Source organism: Luteibacter sp., from assembly GCF_009912395.1.
Taxonomy (GTDB): Bacteria; Pseudomonadota; Gammaproteobacteria; order Xanthomonadales; family Rhodanobacteraceae; genus Luteibacter.
In genome coordinates this window covers 12,080-33,532 of the sequence record NZ_WNDO01000007.1, presented here as the reverse complement: position 1 = coordinate 33,532, position 21,453 = coordinate 12,080, and the positions used below count along the sequence as shown (strand labels likewise).

Annotated in this window: 12 protein-coding genes; 11 read left to right on the top strand and 1 reads right to left on the bottom strand. The window is 62.7% G+C overall.

The window, feature by feature from the left end; all coding sequences use genetic code 11:
• The first annotated feature begins 29 nt into the window (after positions 1-29).
• The 11 genes from GAK28_RS08785 to GAK28_RS08735 all read left to right on the top strand — a co-directional run bounded on the left by GAK28_RS08785 (position 30) and on the right by GAK28_RS08735 (position 20,341).
• A complete protein-coding gene (locus tag GAK28_RS08785) occupies positions 30-1,289 on the top strand; it encodes a hydroxymethylglutaryl-CoA synthase (RefSeq protein WP_291777542.1) in 1,260 nt (419 codons plus the stop codon).
• A gap of 19 nt (positions 1,290-1,308) precedes the next feature.
• A complete protein-coding gene (locus GAK28_RS08780) occupies positions 1,309-1,563 on the top strand; it encodes an acyl carrier protein (protein ID WP_291777282.1) in 255 nt (84 codons plus the stop codon).
• A gap of 25 nt (positions 1,564-1,588) precedes the next feature.
• Positions 1,589-2,713, top strand: a complete 1,125-nt coding sequence (fabD, locus tag GAK28_RS08775; protein WP_343161856.1) for an ACP S-malonyltransferase — start codon at positions 1,589-1,591, stop codon at positions 2,711-2,713.
• Positions 2,714-2,905: 192 nt separating this feature from the next.
• Positions 2,906-5,326: an ABC transporter permease gene (locus GAK28_RS08770; RefSeq protein ID WP_291777279.1), complete on the top strand. Its 2,421-nt coding sequence runs from the start codon at positions 2,906-2,908 to the stop codon at positions 5,324-5,326.
• A 78-nt stretch (positions 5,327-5,404) separates the two neighbouring features.
• The gene (locus GAK28_RS08765) at positions 5,405-6,127 is read left to right on the top strand and encodes a hypothetical protein (protein ID WP_291777276.1); all 723 of its coding nucleotides are present in this window, start codon (positions 5,405-5,407) and stop codon (positions 6,125-6,127) included.
• A gap of 36 nt (positions 6,128-6,163) precedes the next feature.
• Positions 6,164-9,544 carry an amino acid adenylation domain-containing protein gene (locus GAK28_RS08760; RefSeq protein WP_291777273.1) on the top strand — a complete coding sequence of 1,127 codons (3,381 nt, stop codon included), beginning with the start codon at positions 6,164-6,166 and terminating at the stop codon, positions 9,542-9,544.
• Positions 9,545-9,650: 106 nt separating this feature from the next.
• Positions 9,651-10,898, top strand: coding sequence for an HlyD family efflux transporter periplasmic adaptor subunit (locus GAK28_RS08755; RefSeq protein ID WP_291777270.1), 1,248 nt, complete (start codon positions 9,651-9,653; stop codon positions 10,896-10,898).
• Positions 10,899-10,972: 74 nt separating this feature from the next.
• Entirely contained in the window at positions 10,973-11,689 is a 717-nt protein-coding gene (locus GAK28_RS08750) for an ABC transporter ATP-binding protein (RefSeq protein ID WP_291777267.1), read from the top strand.
• Between the two features lie 78 nt (positions 11,690-11,767).
• Entirely contained in the window at positions 11,768-19,096 is a 7,329-nt protein-coding gene (locus GAK28_RS08745) for a non-ribosomal peptide synthetase (RefSeq protein WP_291777264.1), read from the top strand.
• A 3-nt stretch (positions 19,097-19,099) separates the two neighbouring features.
• Positions 19,100-19,540 (top strand): hypothetical protein, encoded by a 441-nt coding sequence (locus GAK28_RS08740; protein ID WP_291777261.1) that lies wholly within the window; start codon positions 19,100-19,102, stop codon positions 19,538-19,540.
• The gene (locus GAK28_RS08735; protein WP_291777258.1) at positions 19,541-20,341 is read left to right on the top strand and encodes a 4'-phosphopantetheinyl transferase superfamily protein; all 801 of its coding nucleotides are present in this window, start codon (positions 19,541-19,543) and stop codon (positions 20,339-20,341) included. It begins immediately after the preceding gene.
• Here the strand turns inward: GAK28_RS08735 and GAK28_RS08730 are convergent.
• Positions 20,338-21,450 (bottom strand): acyl-CoA desaturase, encoded by a 1,113-nt coding sequence (locus GAK28_RS08730; RefSeq protein ID WP_291777255.1) that lies wholly within the window; start codon positions 21,448-21,450, stop codon positions 20,338-20,340. The genes GAK28_RS08735 and GAK28_RS08730 overlap by 4 nt on opposite strands.
• Between the last annotated feature and the right edge of the window lie 3 nt (positions 21,451-21,453).

Below are 21,453 nucleotides of genomic sequence, written 5' to 3'. Positions count from 1 at the left end.
GACGTTTGTGTTGGATAAACGGGGGAAACATGCGAGCGGTTGGGATCGAATCGATGAACGTCTATGCCGGTACGGCTCGTGTCGACGTGGAAGCCCTGGCCCGGCATCGCGGGCTGGACATGACGAGGTTCGCCAATCTCCTGATGAAGGAGAAAACGGTGGCGCTGCCTTATGAAGATCCCATCACGTATGGGGTGAACGCCGCAAAGCCCCTCGTGGATGCGTTGACACCCGAGGAGCGGGATCGAATCGAAGTGGTGATTACGTGCACCGAGTCGGCTTTCGACTTTGGCAAGTCGATGAGCACGTATTTCCACAAGCTGCTCGATCTCAATCGGAACTGTCGACTCTTCGAACTCAAGAACGCGTGCTATTCCGGCGTCGCCGGTCTGCAGACAGCCGCCAACTTCGTCCTATCCTCCGTATCGCCCGGGGCCAAGGTCCTGTTGATCGCGACGGACATTTCCCGATTCATGACCGAGGAGGGTGGAGAAGGACTCACCGACGACTGGTCGTTCTTCGAGCCAAGTAGCGGCGCGGGGGCCGTGGCTGCCCTGGTCAGCGACCAGCCGCATGTTTTTCGCATCGACGTCGGTGCCAGCGGTTATTACGGTTACGAGGTCATGGATACCTGCCGACCTGCACCCGACAAGGAAGCAGGCGATGCGGACCTCTCCCTGCTGTCTTACCTAGACTGCTGCGAAAAGGCCTTCATGGAGTACCAGTCGCGTGTGGAAGGCGCCGATCTGGCCCACACCTTTACGTATCTGGCGATGCATACGCCATTCGGCGGCATGGTCAAGGGCGCACATCGCAACATCATGCGCAAGGTCGCCAAGGCACGTCCGGCGGATATCGACGAAGATTTCGATCGCCGCGTGAGCCCTAGCCTGCATTTCAATCAACGCGTCGGCAACACGATGGGGGCCAGTACTCTCATGGCCATCGCTAGCACCATCCAGCACGGCGACTTCGACGAGCCTCGTCGTATCGGTTGCTTTTCCTACGGATCGGGATGCTGTTCCGAATTCTTCAGCGGCATCGTCACCCGGGAGGGGCAGCAGCGCGTACGCGCCCAGGGCATAGGCGATCAGCTGAATCGTCGCCATTCGTTGAGTATGAAGGAATACGACGAACTGCTTGCGACGAACCACCTGGTCAAGTTCGGTACCCGTAACGCGTCGATGGATCCTTCCTTCGTTTCGCCGGCGAGGAGGGTGCACGGCCGGGAGACGTTGTTCCTGAAAGAGATCAAGGAATTCCACCGTGAATACGAGTGGGTCTCGTAATCCGCCAAGAGGACATGCCATGAACAAAGACGACATCCTGGAACTCATTATCAAGCATGCACGCGAAGTGCTTCCTTCACTAGACGATCGCGCGCTGGCAGGCACGGACTCGCTTCGGGACCTGGGCGCGAATTCGATGGACCGATCGGAAATCGTCATGATGACACTCGAAACGCTGGATATAGACATGCCTTTGGCAGAGACGATCAAGGCCAGCAACATGGGAGAGCTGGCGGCGCTTCTGGCCGACAGGAAGGCCGGCACGCCGGCCTGAACAACATCGGAAGACAGGGGGTTCCATGAAGACTTACATGTTCCCGGGACAGGGTTCCCAGGCCAAGGGCATGGGCGGCGCCGCGCTTTTCGACGCATTTGCCGTCGAGGTCGCGCAGGCAGACGACGTCCTGGGATATTCGATCCGCGAATTGTGCCTCGAGGATCCGCGCAGCGAACTCGACAACACGCAATTCACCCAGCCGGCATTGTTCGTCGTCAACGCCTTGTCGTTTCTCGCTAGGCGTCGCGATGGGCACGCGCTTCCCGATTTCCTGGCGGGACACAGCCTTGGTGAATTCAACGCCCTGCACGCGGCGGGATGCTTCGATTTTGCCACGGGTGTTCGCCTTGTACGGAAGCGGGGTGAGTTGATGAGCCAAGCCTCGGGTGGCGCCATGGCGGCCGTGGTCAACGCCGACCCGGCCGCAATCGAGGCGACGCTCAGAGAGAATGGCCTGGATCGCGTATACCTGGCGAACTTCAACACTCCGGTGCAAATCGTCATTTCGGGTGACCGTGAGCAGGTGGCGGCCGCCCAGCCACTGTTGCAGAAGGGACGCGTGCTGGTCTTCCCGCTCAAGACGAGCGGCGCGTTCCACACGCCATTCATGGCCGATGCGCAAAAGGAGTTCGAAGCATTCCTCGAAGGCGTCACATTCATGGATCCGGCGATACCTGTGGTCGCCAATATCAGTGCGCTTCCCTACGAGGCCACTACGGTCGCCGCGACACTGGCATCGCAGATTGCCAGTCCGGTGCGTTGGGCGGCGACGATCGCCTACCTGGTTGGCAGGGGAGAGGCAGCCGATTCGATGGCGTTCGAGGAAATCGGCCATGGGGACGTGCTGACCAAGATGCTACGGGCCAACGGAGTGACCGCCAAGGTTGTGCCGCCTGCAGTCGTCGAGGCAGCGCCTTCCGTACCCGCGGCGGCGCCGGCAGTCGCAGTCATCGGCAAGGACGCGGCGGGAAAGGTCGAGGCATGGAACCGTCAGCATCCGGTGGGTACGCGGGTCGTATCGTCGCAGACCTCGCCGGAGCCGCTGCGTACGCGAACCGAAGCGATACTGCTCTTCGGGCACAGGGCCGCAGTCTATCTCGATGGCTACGAAGGATACTTCGACCTGGACGACATCGCTGTCGCCTGACGTGGAGCGAAACCGGGACGCGCTGTCCCGGTTTCGGGACAGGGTCCCGGTGGATATCGGTCCGACGAGGCGCCACAACGCATTGCATGGCGTGGCACGGAACTTGCCTGAACGGTGTGAAGTCCGCGGCCGATGTCGCCGCCCGGATCCACGGGACATGCCCCACCACGCACGCATGAAGGGAGCTCTACGATGATAAAGAACATGCGGTTCGACCTGGCGCACGCCTGGCGACTGTTCGTCCGCTCGCCCGGCAACTCGCTGCTCTGTATCCTGGTGGTGGCGTTGAGCGTCGGGCTGTCGCTCTTCGTATTCGTCATCGACTACAACATCGGCTTGAAGCCCTTGCCGTTCGATGGTTCATCGAGCTGGCTGAGCGTGCAGACCGCCGAGAATACGTCCGCGTCGCTTCGGCCTCGCATGGACCCGTTCACCTACAACGAGCTTCGCAAGCGGACGAAGTCCGTGGATTACCTGGGTGCGTTTTCCCCGCGTGCGCCCATCATGAGCGAGGGCGAGGCCAGCATGAGGTTGCGCGGCGCAGCCATCGAGCCGTCGCTTCTGGCTGCGTTCGGACGGCAGCCGTTGCTCGGACGCCTGTTCGACGATCGCGATGCCGCAGCAGGTACGACCAGTTCGCTCATACTGAGCTACGACACTTGGCAGACCTACTTCGCCGGCGACCCGAATATCGTCGGCAAGCAGGTCCGCATGGACGGCAAGATGGTGTCGGTGGCTGGCGTCATGCCACGCGATTTCTTCGCTTTCCAGGACTTCGAAGTCTGGACGCCCCTGCAGAAGGCGGTCATCGCCACACCGGATCCGTCGCTTCCCAAGGTCACCGTGGTGGCAAGGGCCGCCGGCGGCGCCTCTTCGGATGCCGTGGAGAAGGACCTTTCCCAGGCGATCGCATCAGTCAATGCGGACTATCCCCAGTCGTTCGGTGCCAAGCGCTCCGTCGCCGTATTTCCCGCCCACCGGATGTATACACACGACAATATCCCGGTCATCGCGATGGCCACGTTCATCGCAATCGCCGTGCTACTGCTCGGTGGCCTGAACATCAGCATGATCTTCTTCGCCATGCTGATGGAGCGGAGCCGTGAACTCGCCTTGCGCACGGCGCTGGGATCCACGCGCTGGCGTGTGCTCAGGCAATGCCTCCTGCAATCGTTCTTCGTGATCGCGTTCGGCCTGGTGGTTGGCGCGGTGCTGGCGGTGCTGGCGGTTCATTGGGCTCATGGCCTGCTCGATTTCACCTCGCGTCTCCAGGCGTCGGGGCGCGATCCCAATGAGCTTCTCGTCAGGCCGATCGATTTTCTGGTCGCGATCATCGCGGCGGCAGTCCTATGGCTGCTAAGCACGCTTATTCCCGCGTGGCGCATCTCGCGCCTGGATCCTGCGGCGACGCTGGCGGGCACCGGCAAGGGCGCCGCTGCGAAAGGTAGCCAACGAACGACGTCGATACTGGTTGGCGTGCAAGTGGTGATTTCCTCTTTGCTTCTGGTGATTTGCGCCAACATCGCTTCCGCTGTGAATCGTGAACTCCAGAAACCGGTCGGTGTGGCGGAAGAGAATCTTCTCCTCTCCACGTACAGCAGCGCACTCGGCGCCCGGTATGCGACGCCTGACGACAGGATCCGCTATTGGGACCAGCTGGATGCATCGATACGCCAACGCATCCCTGGCGCCACGGTGGGATACATGACCGCCAGTCCGACGGCGCCTGCGATGCAGCGTGCGGATATCGAGGACAGGGCAGGGGCGACGGACAAGAACAAATTCGAGCTGCCCTTCTCGACGGTGTCTTCCAACTACTTCGACATGCTGGGCATCGCCATCCGTTCCGGCAGGGCCTTCGATGCGACGGATGTGGCGACGACGCAGCAGGTTGCCATCGTCGACGAGCGTACGGCGACGCAGTACTGGCCAAACCGCGATCCGATCGGCCAGCGTATCCAGATCGATCCCGAGGCGAACGGTCCGTGGCTGACGATTGTCGGTGTCGCCTCAGCGGTCGCCGGACCGTATAGCGATAGCGTCGGGGTCGTTTACCGACCGTTGAAGCAGGCGGCGCCTACCGGGTTCCAATTGCTCGTCAAGGTGCCGGGCATCCGCGGAGATACCCGCGACACCCTCCGTGCGGCCGCCTTTGACGTCGATCCGGACGTGCCGCTGCATAATCTCCAGCGACTGGATGAGTACCTTGTCGCCATCAATTCCTACAAGTCGATGGTTCCGGGATTCACGGGCATCGCCCTGATCACAGTGATCCTCGCCGCCAGTGGACTGTTCGGTCTTATCAGTCGTTCCGTGGCGCAACGGACGCAGGAGATCGAGATCATGCGTGCGCTTGGCAGTACCAGCGGTCGCATCATTCGTCGCTTTATGCGGCAGGCCATGTGGTACCTCATCGTCGGATTGGTGGGAGGCGTCGTCGGCGTCGTCCTGACCACCGGCATGACCGGCGTCGTGCCGAACGCCCTGGACGGTGTCGTTCCAGTCACGATCGGCGTTCTGTTCGTGATGGTGGCCGTGATCTTCGGCTCGTCCTACATCCCTGCGAGACGGGCGGTGGTCATGGAGCCCGGGGATGCGCTGCGTTACGAATGACCCGCGCAGGTGCTCGATATCTAAAGGATTTGGAGCGCTCGGGATCGCCCCGGGCGCTCATTCAAGGGGGAGGAAACGATGCAGAAACGCAGGAGTCTGGCCCGGCGTGTCGGGAAGTGGTTGCTTGTGATCGTCGCAGTGCTGCTCGTCGGAGCGGCCGGTGCGCATGTGGCATGGAAGTACTCCGGCGATAACCAGCCAAAATTGGTTATCGACAAGAAGGGCATCAAGGTCTACACCATCAAGACGCCGGGTGAGACCCTGCTCAAGGTGAAAGCGGAACGCATAGTGAAGACCAGCCTGGACCGGGCCGCCGCGGCACATCTCGACGGTAGTCTTGAAAATTGTCACGACTGGATTCCTGATTGCTTCGAGTCGGTTGCGGTCAAACACTGGGATCCGGTGGCCAGGAACTATGTCCAATTGTGGAAGGAGACGTTCCCGTCGCCTTTCTCGCCCCGGGAATTTCTGCTGCACACCCAGTTCACGCAATCCGCTCCTGGACAGCCCATCACGGTAGCGTTTACGGCTGCACCGGATGCGGCTCCGAACGATGATTGCTGCTATCGCCTCACGCATATGAATGCGGTGTGGACGTTGGAGCCGATAGGTGATGACGAGGTCCGTATCACGCTCCAGCAGGATATCGATGTCGGCTTGCCGTATTTCCTGTTCAACGACGAGGCCCCGCATGCGGCTTATGGCGCATTCAAGGATCTCCCGCGCCTCTATGCGAAACCCAAGTACGACAGCGTGACGTTGCAAAGCATTTACGACGGGCACCCGATCGTCGCCGAGTGAGGGCGTCCGGGGCGACATGGTTTTGGGGAGGGGACAATGGAAGAGATCACGACGCTGCTGGCGGATCTGGCGGAGCGCGGCATAGCGCTTCGCGTGGATGAAGGAAAACTGACGGTTCGCGGTCCGCAGGGGGCCATGACCGAAGGACTTCGCGACTCGCTGACCCGGCACAAGCGCGAGCTGGTCGCGTTGCTTGGTGCACGTGACGATGCCGTCAGCGACGACGTGTCAAGCTTTCCGCTTTCCGCTGGACAACGTGCCCAATACCTGTTGCAGCGCTGGCACACGGGGCGGAGCAACGCCATCACGGCTTGCTCCCGCCTGGCGGGCCGACTCGATGTCGCAAGTCTCGTGGCTGCCTGGGATCGGATCGTCCAGCGTTATCCGATCCTCATGGCAAGGATCGAAGAGCTGGAGGGGGAGCCGGTCCACAGGATCGATCGCCTGAACCCTCCCGTGCTTGCCGTCGCACCGGGCATCGAAAGCGAACGCTCGCTCGCGGGTCATTTCCAGGCCGTCGCCGCGCAGCCGTTCGATCTGGCGCGCGAACCCCTCGTGAGGGCGAGCCTGCACCGTGTGGACGACGGGGATCTGTGCATCTTCATCGCTGTCCATCACATTATTTTCGATGGCCAATCGGTCGGTATCCTGTTGCTTGCGTTGTTCGAGGCATACGATGCGATCGTGTCGGGAGAGCAGCCGCCGGCCCATACTGTGGGGCATTACGGGCGATTCGTCGCCTGGGAAGATGCGATGCTTCGTTCAGACGAGGGCGTGGCCAGCCGCGACTACTGGAAGCGGTGTCTCGCCAAAGAACGCCCGATATTCCGCCTGCTTCCCGAACATGCGGGGGCGTTCGATGTCGGTCGCCCGTCGACTATCCATTCCCGGACGCTGGACACAGGGCATGCCCGGCGTATCCTCGATACATGCGCCTCGCTGGGCATCCAGCCCACCGCATGGTTCCATGCGGTCTACCTCGCATTGCTGAGCAAGCATAGTGGCCAGTCTGACCTCACCGTGCTCATGCCGGTGATGGTCAGGCCGGATACGACATATCGGGCCGACATCGGTTTCTTCTTCAACGCCGTACCGATCAGGACGGCGGTCGACGCCAAGGAAACCATCGGCGCGTTGTCCAGGCGCCTTCAGATGTCGATCGTCGACGCCGTGTATCACTCCGCCTATCCCTTGTCCTTGATGCTCGACAGGGCGCGCGCGGATGCCTCGGTACCGTTCGCCCTGTATTTCGGCTATCACGAGTTCAGCAGCCTGGCGGATCCCGCATTCGAGGGTTACCGGCAACGTTTCGGTCTCGCTTCCTTCAATGGATTCAGGCAACAAGGCGAAGGCGACTACGACCTGGCGCTGGAGGTCTTTCGCGAGGACGACACTTGGCGCATCACGCTGCAAGCGGACCCGGCAAAGCAGCCCGACGAGGTGATCTCCGCGGTCTTTGATCGTTATATCTGGCTGCTGGATCAGGCATGCGACGCTCCGGAACGCTCGTTGGCCGAGCTGGCCCTGGCAACGCTGGCCGAGCGGGATCGAGTCGTGCGCGAGTGGAACAATACGGCTACACCGTTCGCCGATGACAAGCGCATACACGATTTTTTCCTGGACCAGGTAGTCCGCCAGGGAGACGCGCCGGCCGTAAGGCATGGCCACCGGTCCATCGATTACGCGACGCTTGGAGAACGCGTCGAGGCGCTCGCCTTGTGGTTGCAGGATACCGGCGTGGGACCGGGCCGGATCGTGGCCCTGTGCCTGGATCGATCGATCGAGATGGAGATCGCGATCCTGGCGGTGCTTCGTGCCGGCGGCGCCTACATGCCCATTGATCCGGAATATCCCGACGATCGCATCGGCTACATGCTCGAGGATTCGGCCACGCCGGTCATCCTTACACAGCGGAACCTGATGGGCCGCTTGGCGACATTGTCTCCTTCGGCGGATGTCCGGATGCTGGCGCTCGATGACGAGTGGACGACGGTGGAGCGGGAATCGGCACGGCTACGGGACGAGGGCATGTCGTTGGTCGACGAGGTTTCGGCGACCGATACCTGCTACGTGATCTATACCTCCGGCTCGACCGGTCGCCCGAAGGGCGTACTGGTCGAGCATCGCGCCCTGGTCAACCGGCTGCAATGGATGCAGAAGCGTTACCCCATCGGACGGGGAGACGCCGTTGCGCAGAAGACCCCTTACTGTTTCGATGTGTCGGTTTGGGAATTCCTCTGGACGCCCATGACCGGCGCCGAGCTCGTGTTCGCTCAACCGGGAGGCCACCTTGATGCGCTTTACATGCGGCGCTTTATCGTCCAGAACGGCATCACGGTGCTGCATTTCGTGCCATCCATGTTGCAGACGTTCCTGGACCATGCCGGCGGGACCTGCCCCGGGGTTCGTTTCGTCTTTTGCAGTGGCGAGGCGCTGGACGCGGAATCGGCTCGCCGGTATCGCGAGGTCTTCACGGAAGCGGCGCTGCATAACCTGTATGGCCCGACCGAGGCGGCAATCGATGTCACGGCTTACGACTGCACCCGCATGGACCGCAGCTTCGTTCCTATCGGTCGTCCTATCGACAACACTCAGATACTCATCCTGGACGAGCATGGCCATGCCCAGCCGCCAGGCGTTCCCGGCGAACTCCACATCGGCGGCGCGAATCTCGCCCGGGGCTATCTGCGCAGACCTGAACTAACCACGGAACGGTTCATCGCGCATCCTTTCCAGCCTCAAGCGCGTCTGTACAGGACGGGCGATCTTGCGCGATGGCTGGATGACGGGAATATCCAATACCTGGGGCGTATCGACCATCAGGTCAAGATCGGCGGTGTCCGTATCGAAACCGGCGAGATCGAAGCGCGCCTGGTCGCCTATCCGGGCATGGCGGCGTGTGCCATCGTGCCGCGCGGTGAGACAGGATTCACCCAGTTGGTCGCGTTCTATCGCATGCGAGATTCCATGCCGGGTGATGTGGTTTCCGTGGATACCGCGGATCTGCGAGCGCACTTGCTGGGCGAACTTCCCGAGTACATGGTGCCCGCCGCGTTCGTGAGCGTCGCCACCCTGCCGGTGACCAGCAACGGAAAGATCGATCGCAAGGCGCTACAGGCGGTCGAGGTGGGTATCGAATCGCGCCGGAGGTATGAAGAGCCTGCGACGGAGACCGAGAAGGCGCTCGTCGACCTGTGGAGCGGCGTGTTCAAGGAGCAGGGCTTCGTGGCCATCGAGGCCAAGATCGGGGCTAACGACAATTTCTTCGAGCTCGGAGGAAACTCTCTCATCGCCACCCGGCTCATCTATACGGTGCGATCTCGTTTCGGCGTCGAATTGCCCGTGAAAGCGTTGTTCGAGCAGGTGACGATCCGGGATCTCGCCGCCCAGATCGACCAGCTGAAGCGTTCCCGCTAATGGGACGTGATGGTCCCGGTCGCGGGACCGTCGGCTACGGCAGGGCGCCTTATCGCCCGTCCCATCCCGCCAGTGTCATTGGCATGATCATTGCGTAACGTTGGCCATGGATCACATTAGAACCCAGCCCAAGCGAATCCTGAGCAAGCGAGCCATCGTCATCCTCGTGGGAGTGGCGCTCGTCGCCGCCTGCGGCGTCGGTCTCGCGAGTGTCGACTTCAGCACCCAGCGCGTGGATCGCGACAAGGTGTCCATCGATACCGTCCGGCACGGTCTCATGGAGGTCAAGGTTCACGCCAACGGGCAACTGGTCCCGCGAAACGTGGAATACCTGGCTTCCCAGGTCACCGGGCGCGTGTTGACCAAGAATGTCCGTCCCGGCGCCACGGTGAAGGACGGGGACCTCCTCGCCGAGCTGAGCAATCCTCAATTGACGGCGAGCGCCGCGGAGGCCGAATCCGCCTGGAAGGGATCGGTGAACACGCTCAACGCATCACGTGCCGATCTTCGCGCCACACTGATCAACCAGGAAGCGGCCCTCATGCAGGCGAAGTTCGCACTGGAACGGGCGCAACGTCGCCTGGATGCAGAGCAGAGCCTGATGCCGGGCGTGATTCCTCGCGTCGAACATGACGCCACGGTGCTCACCGCGGCCCAGGGACGCGAGCAGGTAGATATGGAAACGCGGCGCACGGCCGCTGTCCGAATCAACGTGCAGGAGAAGCTGAACGCTGATCAGGCCCGCTCGGATGAATTGAAGAAGGCAATGGAGCGCGCGAACGACCAGGTCGCCAACCTGCGTATCGTCGCCGGTATCGATGGCGTCGTGCAGGAAATGAACATTGACGTGGGTCAGCAGCTCCAGCCCGGTTCCCCTATCGGTCGTATCGCTCGCCCGGACGACCTCTACGCCGAATTGCGTGTGTCCGCGCGTGAAGCCAACGATATCCTGGCAGGGCAGAAGGTGTCGGTGGATACGCGCAACGGCCTGGTGGACGGCACGGTGACGCGCGTGGATCCCTCGGTGATCAATGGCACGGTCGTGGTGGATGTCACACTGGACGGTAAACTGCCAGCGGGCGCGCGCCCCCAGCTTCCCGTCGAGGGCACCATTTTCCTCACCCGTATCGCTGACGCGACTTATGTCGGGCGGCCGTCGTACGTCAAGCCCGATGCGACTGTATCGGTCTACAAGCTTGACCCGAGCGGACAGTACGCGACTCGCGTGCCCATCCATGTCGGAAAGGTATCGATGGACCTGATGCAGGTTACCGGCGGCCTCGCCACGGGTGACCAGGTCATTACGTCCGAAACAGGTGAATGGCAGGGGCAGGAAAAGATCCTGCTCAAGTGACAATGCGGACCTCGGATATGACGGTCCATCGACAAACGGAATCCACCAGGGCATCCGGGGAACAGGAGAGCAGAATGAGCAAGCAGCACCTGATCGAGTTGCAGGCAGTCAAGAAGATCTTCTACACCGAAGAGCTTGAAACCTGGGCGCTCAACAATATCCATCTCGCCATCGACCAGGGCGAGTACGTCTCGATCACCGGTCCCTCCGGTTGTGGCAAGTCGACGCTGCTTTCCGTGCTGGGGCTGCTCAACTCGTTCACAGAAGGGTCCTATCGCCTCAACGGTACCGAAGTGTCCCATCTCACGGAGGCTGATCGCGCGAAGGTTCGCAACCAGGAGATCGGCTTCATATTCCAGGCCTTCAACCTGATCGGCGAGATGAACGTTTTCCAGAACGTTGAGTTGCCGCTGACCTTCCGCGACGACCTCACGAAGAAGCAGCGGCAGGCGATGGTGACGGAGGCTCTGGAGCAAGTAGAGATGGGCCACCGCGAGAAGCACCATCCGGCCGCGCTTTCGGGTGGCCAGCAGCAGCGTATCGCCATCGCCCGTGCCCTTGTCGGAAAGCCGAAAGTGCTGCTCGCCGACGAACCGACCGGCAACCTGGATTCGAAGAACGCCCAGATGGTCATGGACCTACTCGACTCTTTGCATCGTCAGGGCAGCACCATCGTCATGGTGACGCACGATCCGCGTTCGGCCGCCCAGGCGAGCCGACAGATATCGCTGTTTGACGGCAAGCTCGTGGATGACTGCGTCGTCGCGCAACCGGTACTCGCCGCGATCTGATCGCGTGCGGCACCTGGCCGCCAGGTGGCCGGTAGGGGGAATAAGGCAGGTGCCGGAACAAGGGGCGGCAGGACGCGTATGACGACGGTAACAGGGGTGTTGAAGGATCTCGCGGGCCGCCGTGCGCGCTTGCGTCTGGAGAACGAACAACTCATTTGCTATGCGCCGCCGGGCGCGTTGACCGCAGAGCTTCGCGCGGCAGTCAACGCGCATCGTCTCGCACTGGTCGAGATCGTCAGGCGGGAAGCCGGTGATCGCGATGGAATGATTTCCCGGGTGGGCCGCGCTAGTCCGCTCGCGCTGAGTCACGCCCAGGAGCGGTTATGGTTTATCGACCAAGTCGATCCGGGGTCGGGTGGATACAATATCGCCGGCGCGGTGCGTGTCCGGATGGCCGTCGATCCCCTGGACCTCTCAAGAGCCCTCGAGCAACTCGTCCAGCGTCACGAAGGTCTGCGTACCGTGTTTCCCAGTGAGGATGGAGCGCCTTGTCCGCGAGTGCTTTCGTTCATCGACGCTCCCGTGACGATGCACGATCTGAGCGATACGACAGGGGAAACAGGTGTCGACACAGCCCGCCATCTTTGCGCGACGGAGGCCGCCAGGCCGTTTGACCTGGCGGTGGGCCCACTGTTGCGGGCCACGCTCATCCGCCTGGCGGACAACGATCACGTCATCCTGCTGAACCTCCATCATATCGTCGCGGATGGATGGTCGATTCCCGTGCTCATCGAGGACCTCGCGGCATTCCTGTCGGGAAGCGGCGATTCGCTTCCGCCGTTGCCCATACAGTACGCAGATTACGCGGCCTGGCAACGGAACCGCTGGTCCGGCCCTCAGGGCTCCGATTCGCCGTTAGCCTACTGGCGGAATCAACTGGAGGGCATGCCCGAGTCCCTTGACATGCCCACCGACGGCGGGGGCCTATCGGAAGGAAGCGCACCCGGACGTACGATCCGCTTCGGATTGGATGGCCTGGTCAGCGGACGGCTCCTCAAGCTAGCCCGCGAGAGCGACGCCACGTTGTTCATGGGAGTGCTGGGCATCGTCGCCGTGCTCCTGCATCGCTATTCGTCCCAGGACGATTTCTGTATCGGAACCCCGGTGGCGAACCGTTCTCACATGGAGACGGCGCGGCTGATTGGGTTGTTCGTCAATACGCTGCCTCTTCGCGTACGACTCGACGAGGGAACGACCTATCGTAGCCTGCTGAGGCAGGTACGCGAGACCTGCCTGGAGGCTTATGCCCGGCAGGACACGCCTTTCGAGAAAATCGTGGCCGCCGTGCGTCCGCATCGCAACTTGGCGGCCACGCCGCTGTTTCGCGTCATGGTATCGATGCAGGACGAGCTGCCGGGCATGGGCCCGGGTATCGATGCGTTCAGTTTTCCGAGCGATGTCAGCAAATTTGATCTGAGCTTCGATTTCACGGCGACAGGCGGCACGATCGATGTGGCCCTGGAATTCAACACGGCGATGTTTTCGCAGGAACGGATGGATCGGATGGCCAGGCACCTGGCCTGCCTGGCCGATGTGCTCGTATCGCGCCCGGATATGCCGATCGGCGATCACGATTACCTAGGGCGGGATCGCCAGCGCCTGCTGGCGATGTTTAACGATACCGACACGCCGCTTCCGCACGGGGAACGGGTGCATGATGCCATCGTCGAGATGGCTCGAGCGAGACCTGCCGCTGTCGCCGTTCGCAGCGGGCGAGGCGATGTTCCGTACTCGGATCTGCTTCTTATCGCAGCGACCTTGGCGTTGCGGCTTAAGGCGCAAGGACTGGACGGCAACGCCATAGTCGGCCTGTGCGTCGACAGGACACCCGCGATGGTGGCGGGCATGCTGGCGATCTTCATGTCGGGAAATGTCTTCCTTCCCCTCGACCCCCGACATCCGCCAGAACGACTGAATCAGGTGCTGGTCGATGCCGGCGCCGCGGCGCTCGTCGCCGATCCGCGGGGACTGGCTTGGCTTGGCGACACCGCCGTGACGGTCGTCGTCGATTTGCCGGACTGGGCGGTCATGGCGAAGGTAGGAGATGATCGCCTCGATCTCATGCTGGATCGGCTGGGCCGTGGACCTTCCGTCGGCGATCTGGCTTATGTGATCTTCACATCGGGATCGACGGGCAAGCCCAAGGGCGTGGCCGTCGAGCATCGTTCGTTGGTCAACCATAATCGTTTCGCCGCGCGTTACTACGGCATCGCGGCGGATGACGTCCAGCTCATGGTGTCGAGCATGGGGTTCGACCTGTTCCTCGAAGAAGTGCTCGTCGTACTGCGCGTCGGGGGCACCTTGGTCATGGCCGAGCGCGAAGAGGTTCTGACACCGGGCGGCATCGAATCGCTGGCGTCGCTGCACGGTCTCACAACCTTGAACTTGCCCACGGCGCTGTTCCATGAACTGGTCGGCGCAGGATGCGTCCTGCCGACGCTGAGGAAGGTCATCGTCGGCGGTGAACGGCTCGACGGAGCCAAGGTATCCGCTTTCTTCGATCGTATGCCGCAAGCGGAACTGTTCAACACGTATGGTCCCACCGAGACGACCATCATCAGCACGGCCACCCGGCTGGTGGCGGACGACATCCGGGACGACGGCGATATTCCCATCGGCGGCCCGATCGACAATACGCAGGTCCATGTTCTCGACGCTCGCCGCAGGCTTGTTCCCGTCGGCGTTCCCGGAGAGCTATATATCGGTGGCGCCGGCGTTGCGCGAGGATACCTCGGAAGGGACGATCTGACCGCAGAGCGATTCGTACCGGACCCCTTCAGTGTTGATGGCCGTCTCTATCGGACGGGGGACATTGTTCGTTGGCGGGACGATGGACAGCTGGCATACGTCGGCCGCACGGACCACCAGGTCAAGATTCGTGGATTCCGGATCGAGCCGTCCGAGATTAAAGCCTGTGTGTCGTCCCACGCCTCAATCGCCGAAGCGATGGTGATCGCCCAGCCGGAGATCGGTGGAGGGCGGTTCCTGGCTTTTTATCGATCTGTCGACGGAGCGGTCATGTCTGGCGCGGATGCCCTTCGCGATCACGTGCGCGCGCGTCTGCCTGATTACATGGTTCCCGCAGGCTGGGTCGAGGTGGCGACGTGGCCCCTGACACCTAACGGAAAAGTCGACATGCGGGCCCTCCTGTCCATGCATGTCGATACGGGTTCGCAGGATGCGGGTACGCCGCCGGCAACGGATACCGAGCGTTCCCTTGCGGAGATCTGGTCCGAATTGCTTGCCGTGCCGATCGAGGCCATCGGTCGACACGGACAATTCTTCGAACTCGGCGGCCATTCGTTGTTGGCCACGCGCTTGCTTGCCCGTATCCGCCAGCGATTCGGTGCCGAGATCGGCGTCAGGACCCTTTTCGCGAATACGAGGTTGCTCGAGCTGGCGGCCAGGGTGGACGAGGCCTCTGCCGATACGCCGCGGACCGTGTCTCCCGTGAAGAGGGGTACTACGTGTCCGCTAGGCGCTGCGCAGGAACGCCTATGGTTCCTGCATCAACTCGATCCCGCAAGTTCCGCTTACAACATTGCTGGCGCCGCTCGCGCACATCGATCGATGGATGAGGCGCGGCTTCGCCTTGCGTTGAGGCGCCTGGTCGAGCGTCATGAGACCTTGCGGACGATTTTCATCGCCACCGACGGCGATCCGCACCAACAGGTGCTGCCTGAGGCGGACGTATGCCTCGATGTGGTCGATGTGTCACATCTGCCGCCATCGGCAGCCGAGGAGGAAGCGCGGCGGCTGTGCCTGAAGGAAGCGTCGACGCCGTTCGACCTGGCCGAAGGACCGCTGCTGCGCTGCCTGCTGGTGACGCTGGGCACGGACGACCATGTGCTGATGTTGAACATGCACCATATCGTCAGCGACGGTTGGTCGATCGGGGTGCTGTTGTCCGAATTGGGCACGTTGCTGGCCGATCCGTCAGCGGACCTGGCAGCACTGCCGATCCAGTACGCGGACTACGCGATCTGGCAGCGGCGCTGGCTGGAAGAGGGCGGTGGCCTGGCCCGGCAGCTGGCGTACTGGCAGGGGCAACTGGCCGGCCTGCCCGAATCGCTGGAACTGCCGATGGATGCCCCGCGCCCGGCCGAACGCGGCAGCGCAGGCGATTCGGTGGCGTTCGCACTCGACGCGGTGCTGGTCCGGGGCTTGCGCGAACGGGCGGAAGCGCAAGGGGCGACGCTGTACATGGCGTTGCTGGCTTTGGTGCAGGCACTGCTGTACCGCTACAGCGGCCAGGATGATTTGTGCATCGGCAGTCCGATCGCCAATCGGCGGCATGCGGAGACCGAGGGTCTGGTGGGCATGTTCGTCAACACGCTGCCGTTGCGCACGCGGATGGACGGGACGGCGGGTTTCGACGCGCTGCTGGCGGCGACGATGCGGACCTGCCTGGATGCATACGAACACCAGGACACACCGTTCGAACGGATCGTGGAAGCGGTACGCCCACAGCGCAACCGTGCGATCAGTCCGCTGTTCCAGGTGATGGTCATCCTGCAGAACACGGCTGCGGTGACGATGCCCGATGGCGTGGAAGCCTTCGGTCTGGATCACGATATTGCCAAGTTCGATCTGACGATCGAATTTGAGGAAGGCCCCGACGGGTTGCACGGAACGATCGTCTACGCCACGGAGTTGTACCGCCGTGCGCGTATCGAACGGATGGTCGGCCATCTGGCGACGCTGGGTCGGCACGCGATGGCGGCGCCGGGCGATGCGCTGAAGACGCTGGACTACCTGCCGCCGGGCGAGCGCACGCAGGTGCTGGAGGACTTCAACGCCACGTCGTGGCCATATCCGCGCGAAGCGCGGATCCACGACAGCATCGTGGCGCAGATGGCACGCACGCCGCAGGCCGTGGCGGTGACGGGCGAGGAAGGCTCGCTTACCTATGCCGAGCTGGACGCGCGCAGCGCCACGCTTGCTCGCTACCTGCAGGCGCGGGGCGTAGGGGCGGATACGATCGTCGGGCTGTGCGCGGAACGCTCGCTGGCGATGGTGGTGGCGATCCTGGGCATCGTGCGGGCCGGCGCGGCCTACCTGCCGCTGGACCCGGACTATCCGTCCGAGCGGTTGGGCTACATGCTTGCCGACAGCGCGGCACCGGTGGTGCTGACCCAGGCGCACCTGCGTGACGGCATCGCGCCGTTGCTGGGCGAGGGCGTGGACCTGCGTTGCCTGGACAGCGAGTGGGCGGCCATCGAGGCCGGTGCGCAGGATCGCGTCCTGGCCGATCCGGCCACGGCGAATACCCTGTGCTACGTGATCTACACCTCCGGCTCGACCGGCCAGCCGAAGGGGGTGCTCAACGAGCATCGGGGATTGGTCAACCGCTTGTGCTGGATGCAGCGGGCTTACGCCTTGTCCGGCAAGGACGTGGTGCTACAGAAGACGCCATACAGCTTCGACGTGTCGGTCTGGGAATTCTTCTGGCCCTTGATGACCGGAGCGACCATCGCGATGGCGACACCGGGGGGCCATCGCGATGTGGCCTATCTGGAGCGGGCGATCGATGCCCATGGAGTGACCACGCTGCACTTCGTGCCGTCGATGTTGGCGGCATTCCTGGAGAATGGTGCGTCAACGCACGATTCCGTGATGCGAGTGATCTGTAGCGGCGAGGCCTTGGGCCGAAAGTCGGCTACCACTTATCGCGAACGTTTTCCGCAGTCTGGCCTGTACAACCTTTACGGCCCCACCGAGGCAGCGATCGACGTGACCGCGCACGACTGCGCGACATTGCCCTCCACGCACGTGCCGATCGGCGTACCGATCGACAACCTGCGGATCTACATCTTGGACGGATTCAATCGCCCACTACCCATCGGTATCCCAGGCGAGCTGTACATTGCCGGCGACGGCTTGGCACGTGGCTACCTCAACCGGCCGGACCTGACGGCCGAGCGTTTCGTGGCCGATCCGTTCGCGGCCGGCGAGCGGATGTATCGCTCGGGGGACCTGGCCCGCTGGAACGAGGATGGGACCATCGAATACCTGGGCCGTATCGACACCCAGGTGAAGTTGCGCGGGCTGCGCATCGAGCTGGGTGAGATCGAGGCTTGCCTGGAAAGCCACGAGGGCGTGGAGAAGGCGGCGGTGGTCGTGCAGGGGCAGGGCACGGACAAGCGGCTGGTGGCGTTTTACCGCGCGGCATCGGAGGCGCTTACGGAGTCCGATCGCCTGCGCGAGCACGCGGCCCTGGCGTTGCCGGCCTACATGGTACCGACCGCCTTCGTCGCCCTCACGGACTGGCCGACGACCACCAGCGGCAAGACCGACCGACGCGCCCTTGCCGCCATCGAGATCGATGTGGCTCGACGGAGCGAGCGCATCGCGCCGGTCACCGAGGACGAATGCCGCATGGTCGCTATTTGGGCGGATGTCCTGGGTCGAGCAGAAGACGATATCGGCCTGGGTGACGACTTCTTCGACCTTGGCGGACATTCGCTGCTGGCGGTTCGTCTCATGGCCCGCATCGAACGTACCTGGTCGTGTGCGTTGCCCCTTGCCGCGCTCTTCGAGGCTCCCACCGTTGGTGCGCTGACCAGGCGCCTCGGGCCCGGGATGCCGGAGACCGGGCTCGGCGTCCTGGTGGCGATTCAAGGGCGTGGAAGCCGCCGTCCGTTATTCGCTATCCCGGGCGTGGGCGGCAACGTGCTTTCGTTCCGTTCTCTGGCGGATGCGCTAGGGAACGACCAACTACTCTTCGGGCTTCAGGCAGCGGGACTCGACGGGAGGTCGGCGCCGGCGGATTCCGTTGAATCCGCGGCACGGATCCATGTCGACGCGATCCGGACCATCCAGCCCGAGGGGCCCTATCGCCTGCTTGGACATTCCTTCGGAGGCGTGGTCGCCTTCGAGACCGCGCGACTGTTGCAGCACATGGGGGAGCAGGTAGAAAGCCTGGCTCTGCTCGACGCTTTCCCCCGCGCGCGCCACGCCACCGGAGCGGCAAGCGAGGCGGAGACATTTGCCACCCTTTGCAGGCACATCGGCCATATGCAGGGAAGAAGGATCGACATCCCCGTCGCGGATCTCGTGGCGCGTCCCTCGTCGCAATGGGCCTCGCTGCTCGCCTCCTTCGACCTGGATGTCGGCGAGCGCCAGCTTGGGACGTTGCTGGCCGTCCATGATGCCAATCGACGTGCCTATGAGCGTTATGCCCCGTCGCCCTTGCCCCTCCATGCCCCAGTGACCGTCTATACCGCCGCCCAGGAGGCCCGTACGGACGTCGACCATGATTATGGATGGAGCCAGTGGTTGGCGGAACCCGCCCGTGTCGTGGACATCGATGCGGGGCATTTCTCCATGTTGGACCACCCGGCCGCCAGCGTGATCGCCATGGATTGGCGACAGACCGGCATCTTTCACCTACAGGAACAGGACTGACTCATGCGACTGAAATGGCACCAGACCATCGCCCGGTACTTTCTCGGCATCATCTTCGTTTTCGGTGCCGTGGACGGCGTGCTCGAGCTTGGTTTCGGCATCTACATGACGGGCGAATCGAATCTCGCCTCCTTCCATGGGATCCTCCAGCATACGATCTACTTCTGGGTTTTCCTCAAGCTGATCGAGGCCGTGGGCGGCATCAGCTTGCTGCTGAACCTCAAGCCTACATTCGGCACGGCGCTGCTGACGCCTGTTTCAGCAGTTCTTTGCCTGTTCTACGCCTTCGATCTGCATTGGTACTACGCATTGGCGGTGGTCGGCGGATTGAACATCGTGCTGTTGCAGGCCTATTGGCCCAGCTATCGAACGATGTTCATCGATTACCCGATGCGGGCCAGCGTGACCGAGCGCCCCGTGGTCGAACCCTTGCCGGAAACGTAAATGGCCGCGGCGCCGACCTTGCGCCGTCACGATGTCCATGTCTATCTGGTCAAGATCGACGAAAGCCTTGAGCGGAAGCTTCTATCAAGCTACGAGGGTTTGCTGGATGACGGCGAGCGCGATCGATTCGACAGGCTGACCGGTGAGCACACCAGGACCGAGTTCCTAGTGACCCGGGCCCTTTGCCGGATCATGCTTTCGGAGTTCGCGGATCGGCCGCCCGACGCATGGCGATTCGACACCAATGCCCACGGTAAACCATGCATCGCAAATGGCGGCACCGAGAATCACCTAGAATTCAATCTTTCGAATTCAAAGGGGCTTGTCGCTTGCGTGGTGGGAACAGGGTGCCGATTGGGTATCGACGTCGAACCCCATGCGCAGATACGCAACGTCGAGGCGATGGCGAGGCGGTTCTTCACGGCGTCTGAGGCAGGGTTCGTCGTGTCGGCGGAACCGTCGGAACGCCTGGCCCGTTTCATTGGGATATGGACGCTAAAGGAGGCCTTCGTCAAAGCCTGGGGGAGCGGCATGAGCTTGCCGTTGGATATGTTTTCGTTCGATACCCAAGGGCATCGGCCCGCGCACTTCTTCCATACCCCATCCCTGGGCAATCCGAAACGATGGCGTTTCCATGCATGGGACGTCGCTCCGGCCCATCGCATGGCCCTGGCGATCGCTACGGAAGAGAGCGACGCACGAATCGGCGTCACCCTTCGATATGGCGTTCCGCGTTTGTCCGGGGGCAACGGGTGGTTCGACAGTCCGGGCGCCGCCGTTCGCCTGCTGCTACCCGCCTAGGCGATAGCCTCGCCAGTACGGAGTACGCGGGGACGGCTCGGCAGCGCATGACGAAGGATGCGCCATATCACCTGGCCGAACTGGCGGGGCATGGAGCCGGTGTTGTAGTGCTGGCCGTAGCGCACGCAGATGCGCTTCACGTCCACGGCGATCTCGGCGTAGCGGTTGGCCGGCAGGTCGGGATAGAAATGGTGCTCGATCTGGTGGCTGAGGTTGCCCGTCAGCACGTTCATCAGCTTGCCGCCGGTGAGGTTGGACGAACCGCGCAGCTGACGCAGGTACCAGTGGCCGCGGGATTCGTTCTGCACCACTTCCTTGGGGAAGATCTCCGCGTTGGCCGTGAAGTGGCCGCAGAAGATGACGGTGTAGGTCCAGAGGTTGCGGATGCCATTGGCTACCACGTTACCCAGCAGCACCGGCAGGAAGAACGGTCCAGCCAGCAGCGGGAACACGATGTAGTCCTTGAGGACCTGCTTGCCCACCTTCCGCATGACGGGCCGGAACGCCTCGCGCAGTTCGCCGGGTTGCATGCGACCCGCCAACCAGCGGCCGATGCGCAGGTCCTGCAGCGCCACGCCCCACTGGAACAGCAGCGCGAAGACCACGGCGATGAGCGGCTGCATCAGGTAGAACGGACGCCAGCGCTGCTCGGGGAAGATGCGCAGCAGGCCGTAGCCGATGTCGTCGTCCATGCCGCGCACGTTGGTATAGGTGTGGTGCTGGACGTTATGCGTTTTGCGCCAGTTGTCGCCAGTCGCGACGATGTCCCACTCGTAGGTCTTGCCGTTGAGCTTGGGGTCGTTCATCCAGTCGTACTGGCCGTGCATGACGTTGTGGCCAAGCTCCATGTTCTCGAGGATCTTGGACAGCGCCAGCAGCAGCGTGCCGAGGATCCACGCGGGCACGAGCGTGGCGTGGACGAAGGCACCGAGGAACAGGAGGGCGCGGCCGGTCACGCCGGTCCAGCGCACGCCGGCGACGACGCGGCGGATGTAGCGGGCGTCACGCGGGCCAATGTCGGCCTGGACGCGCGCACGGATGGCGTCGAGCTCTTCACCGAAGGCGTCGAGGTCGGCGGCGGAAAGGGGGCGGTTGCGTGTATGGCTCATACG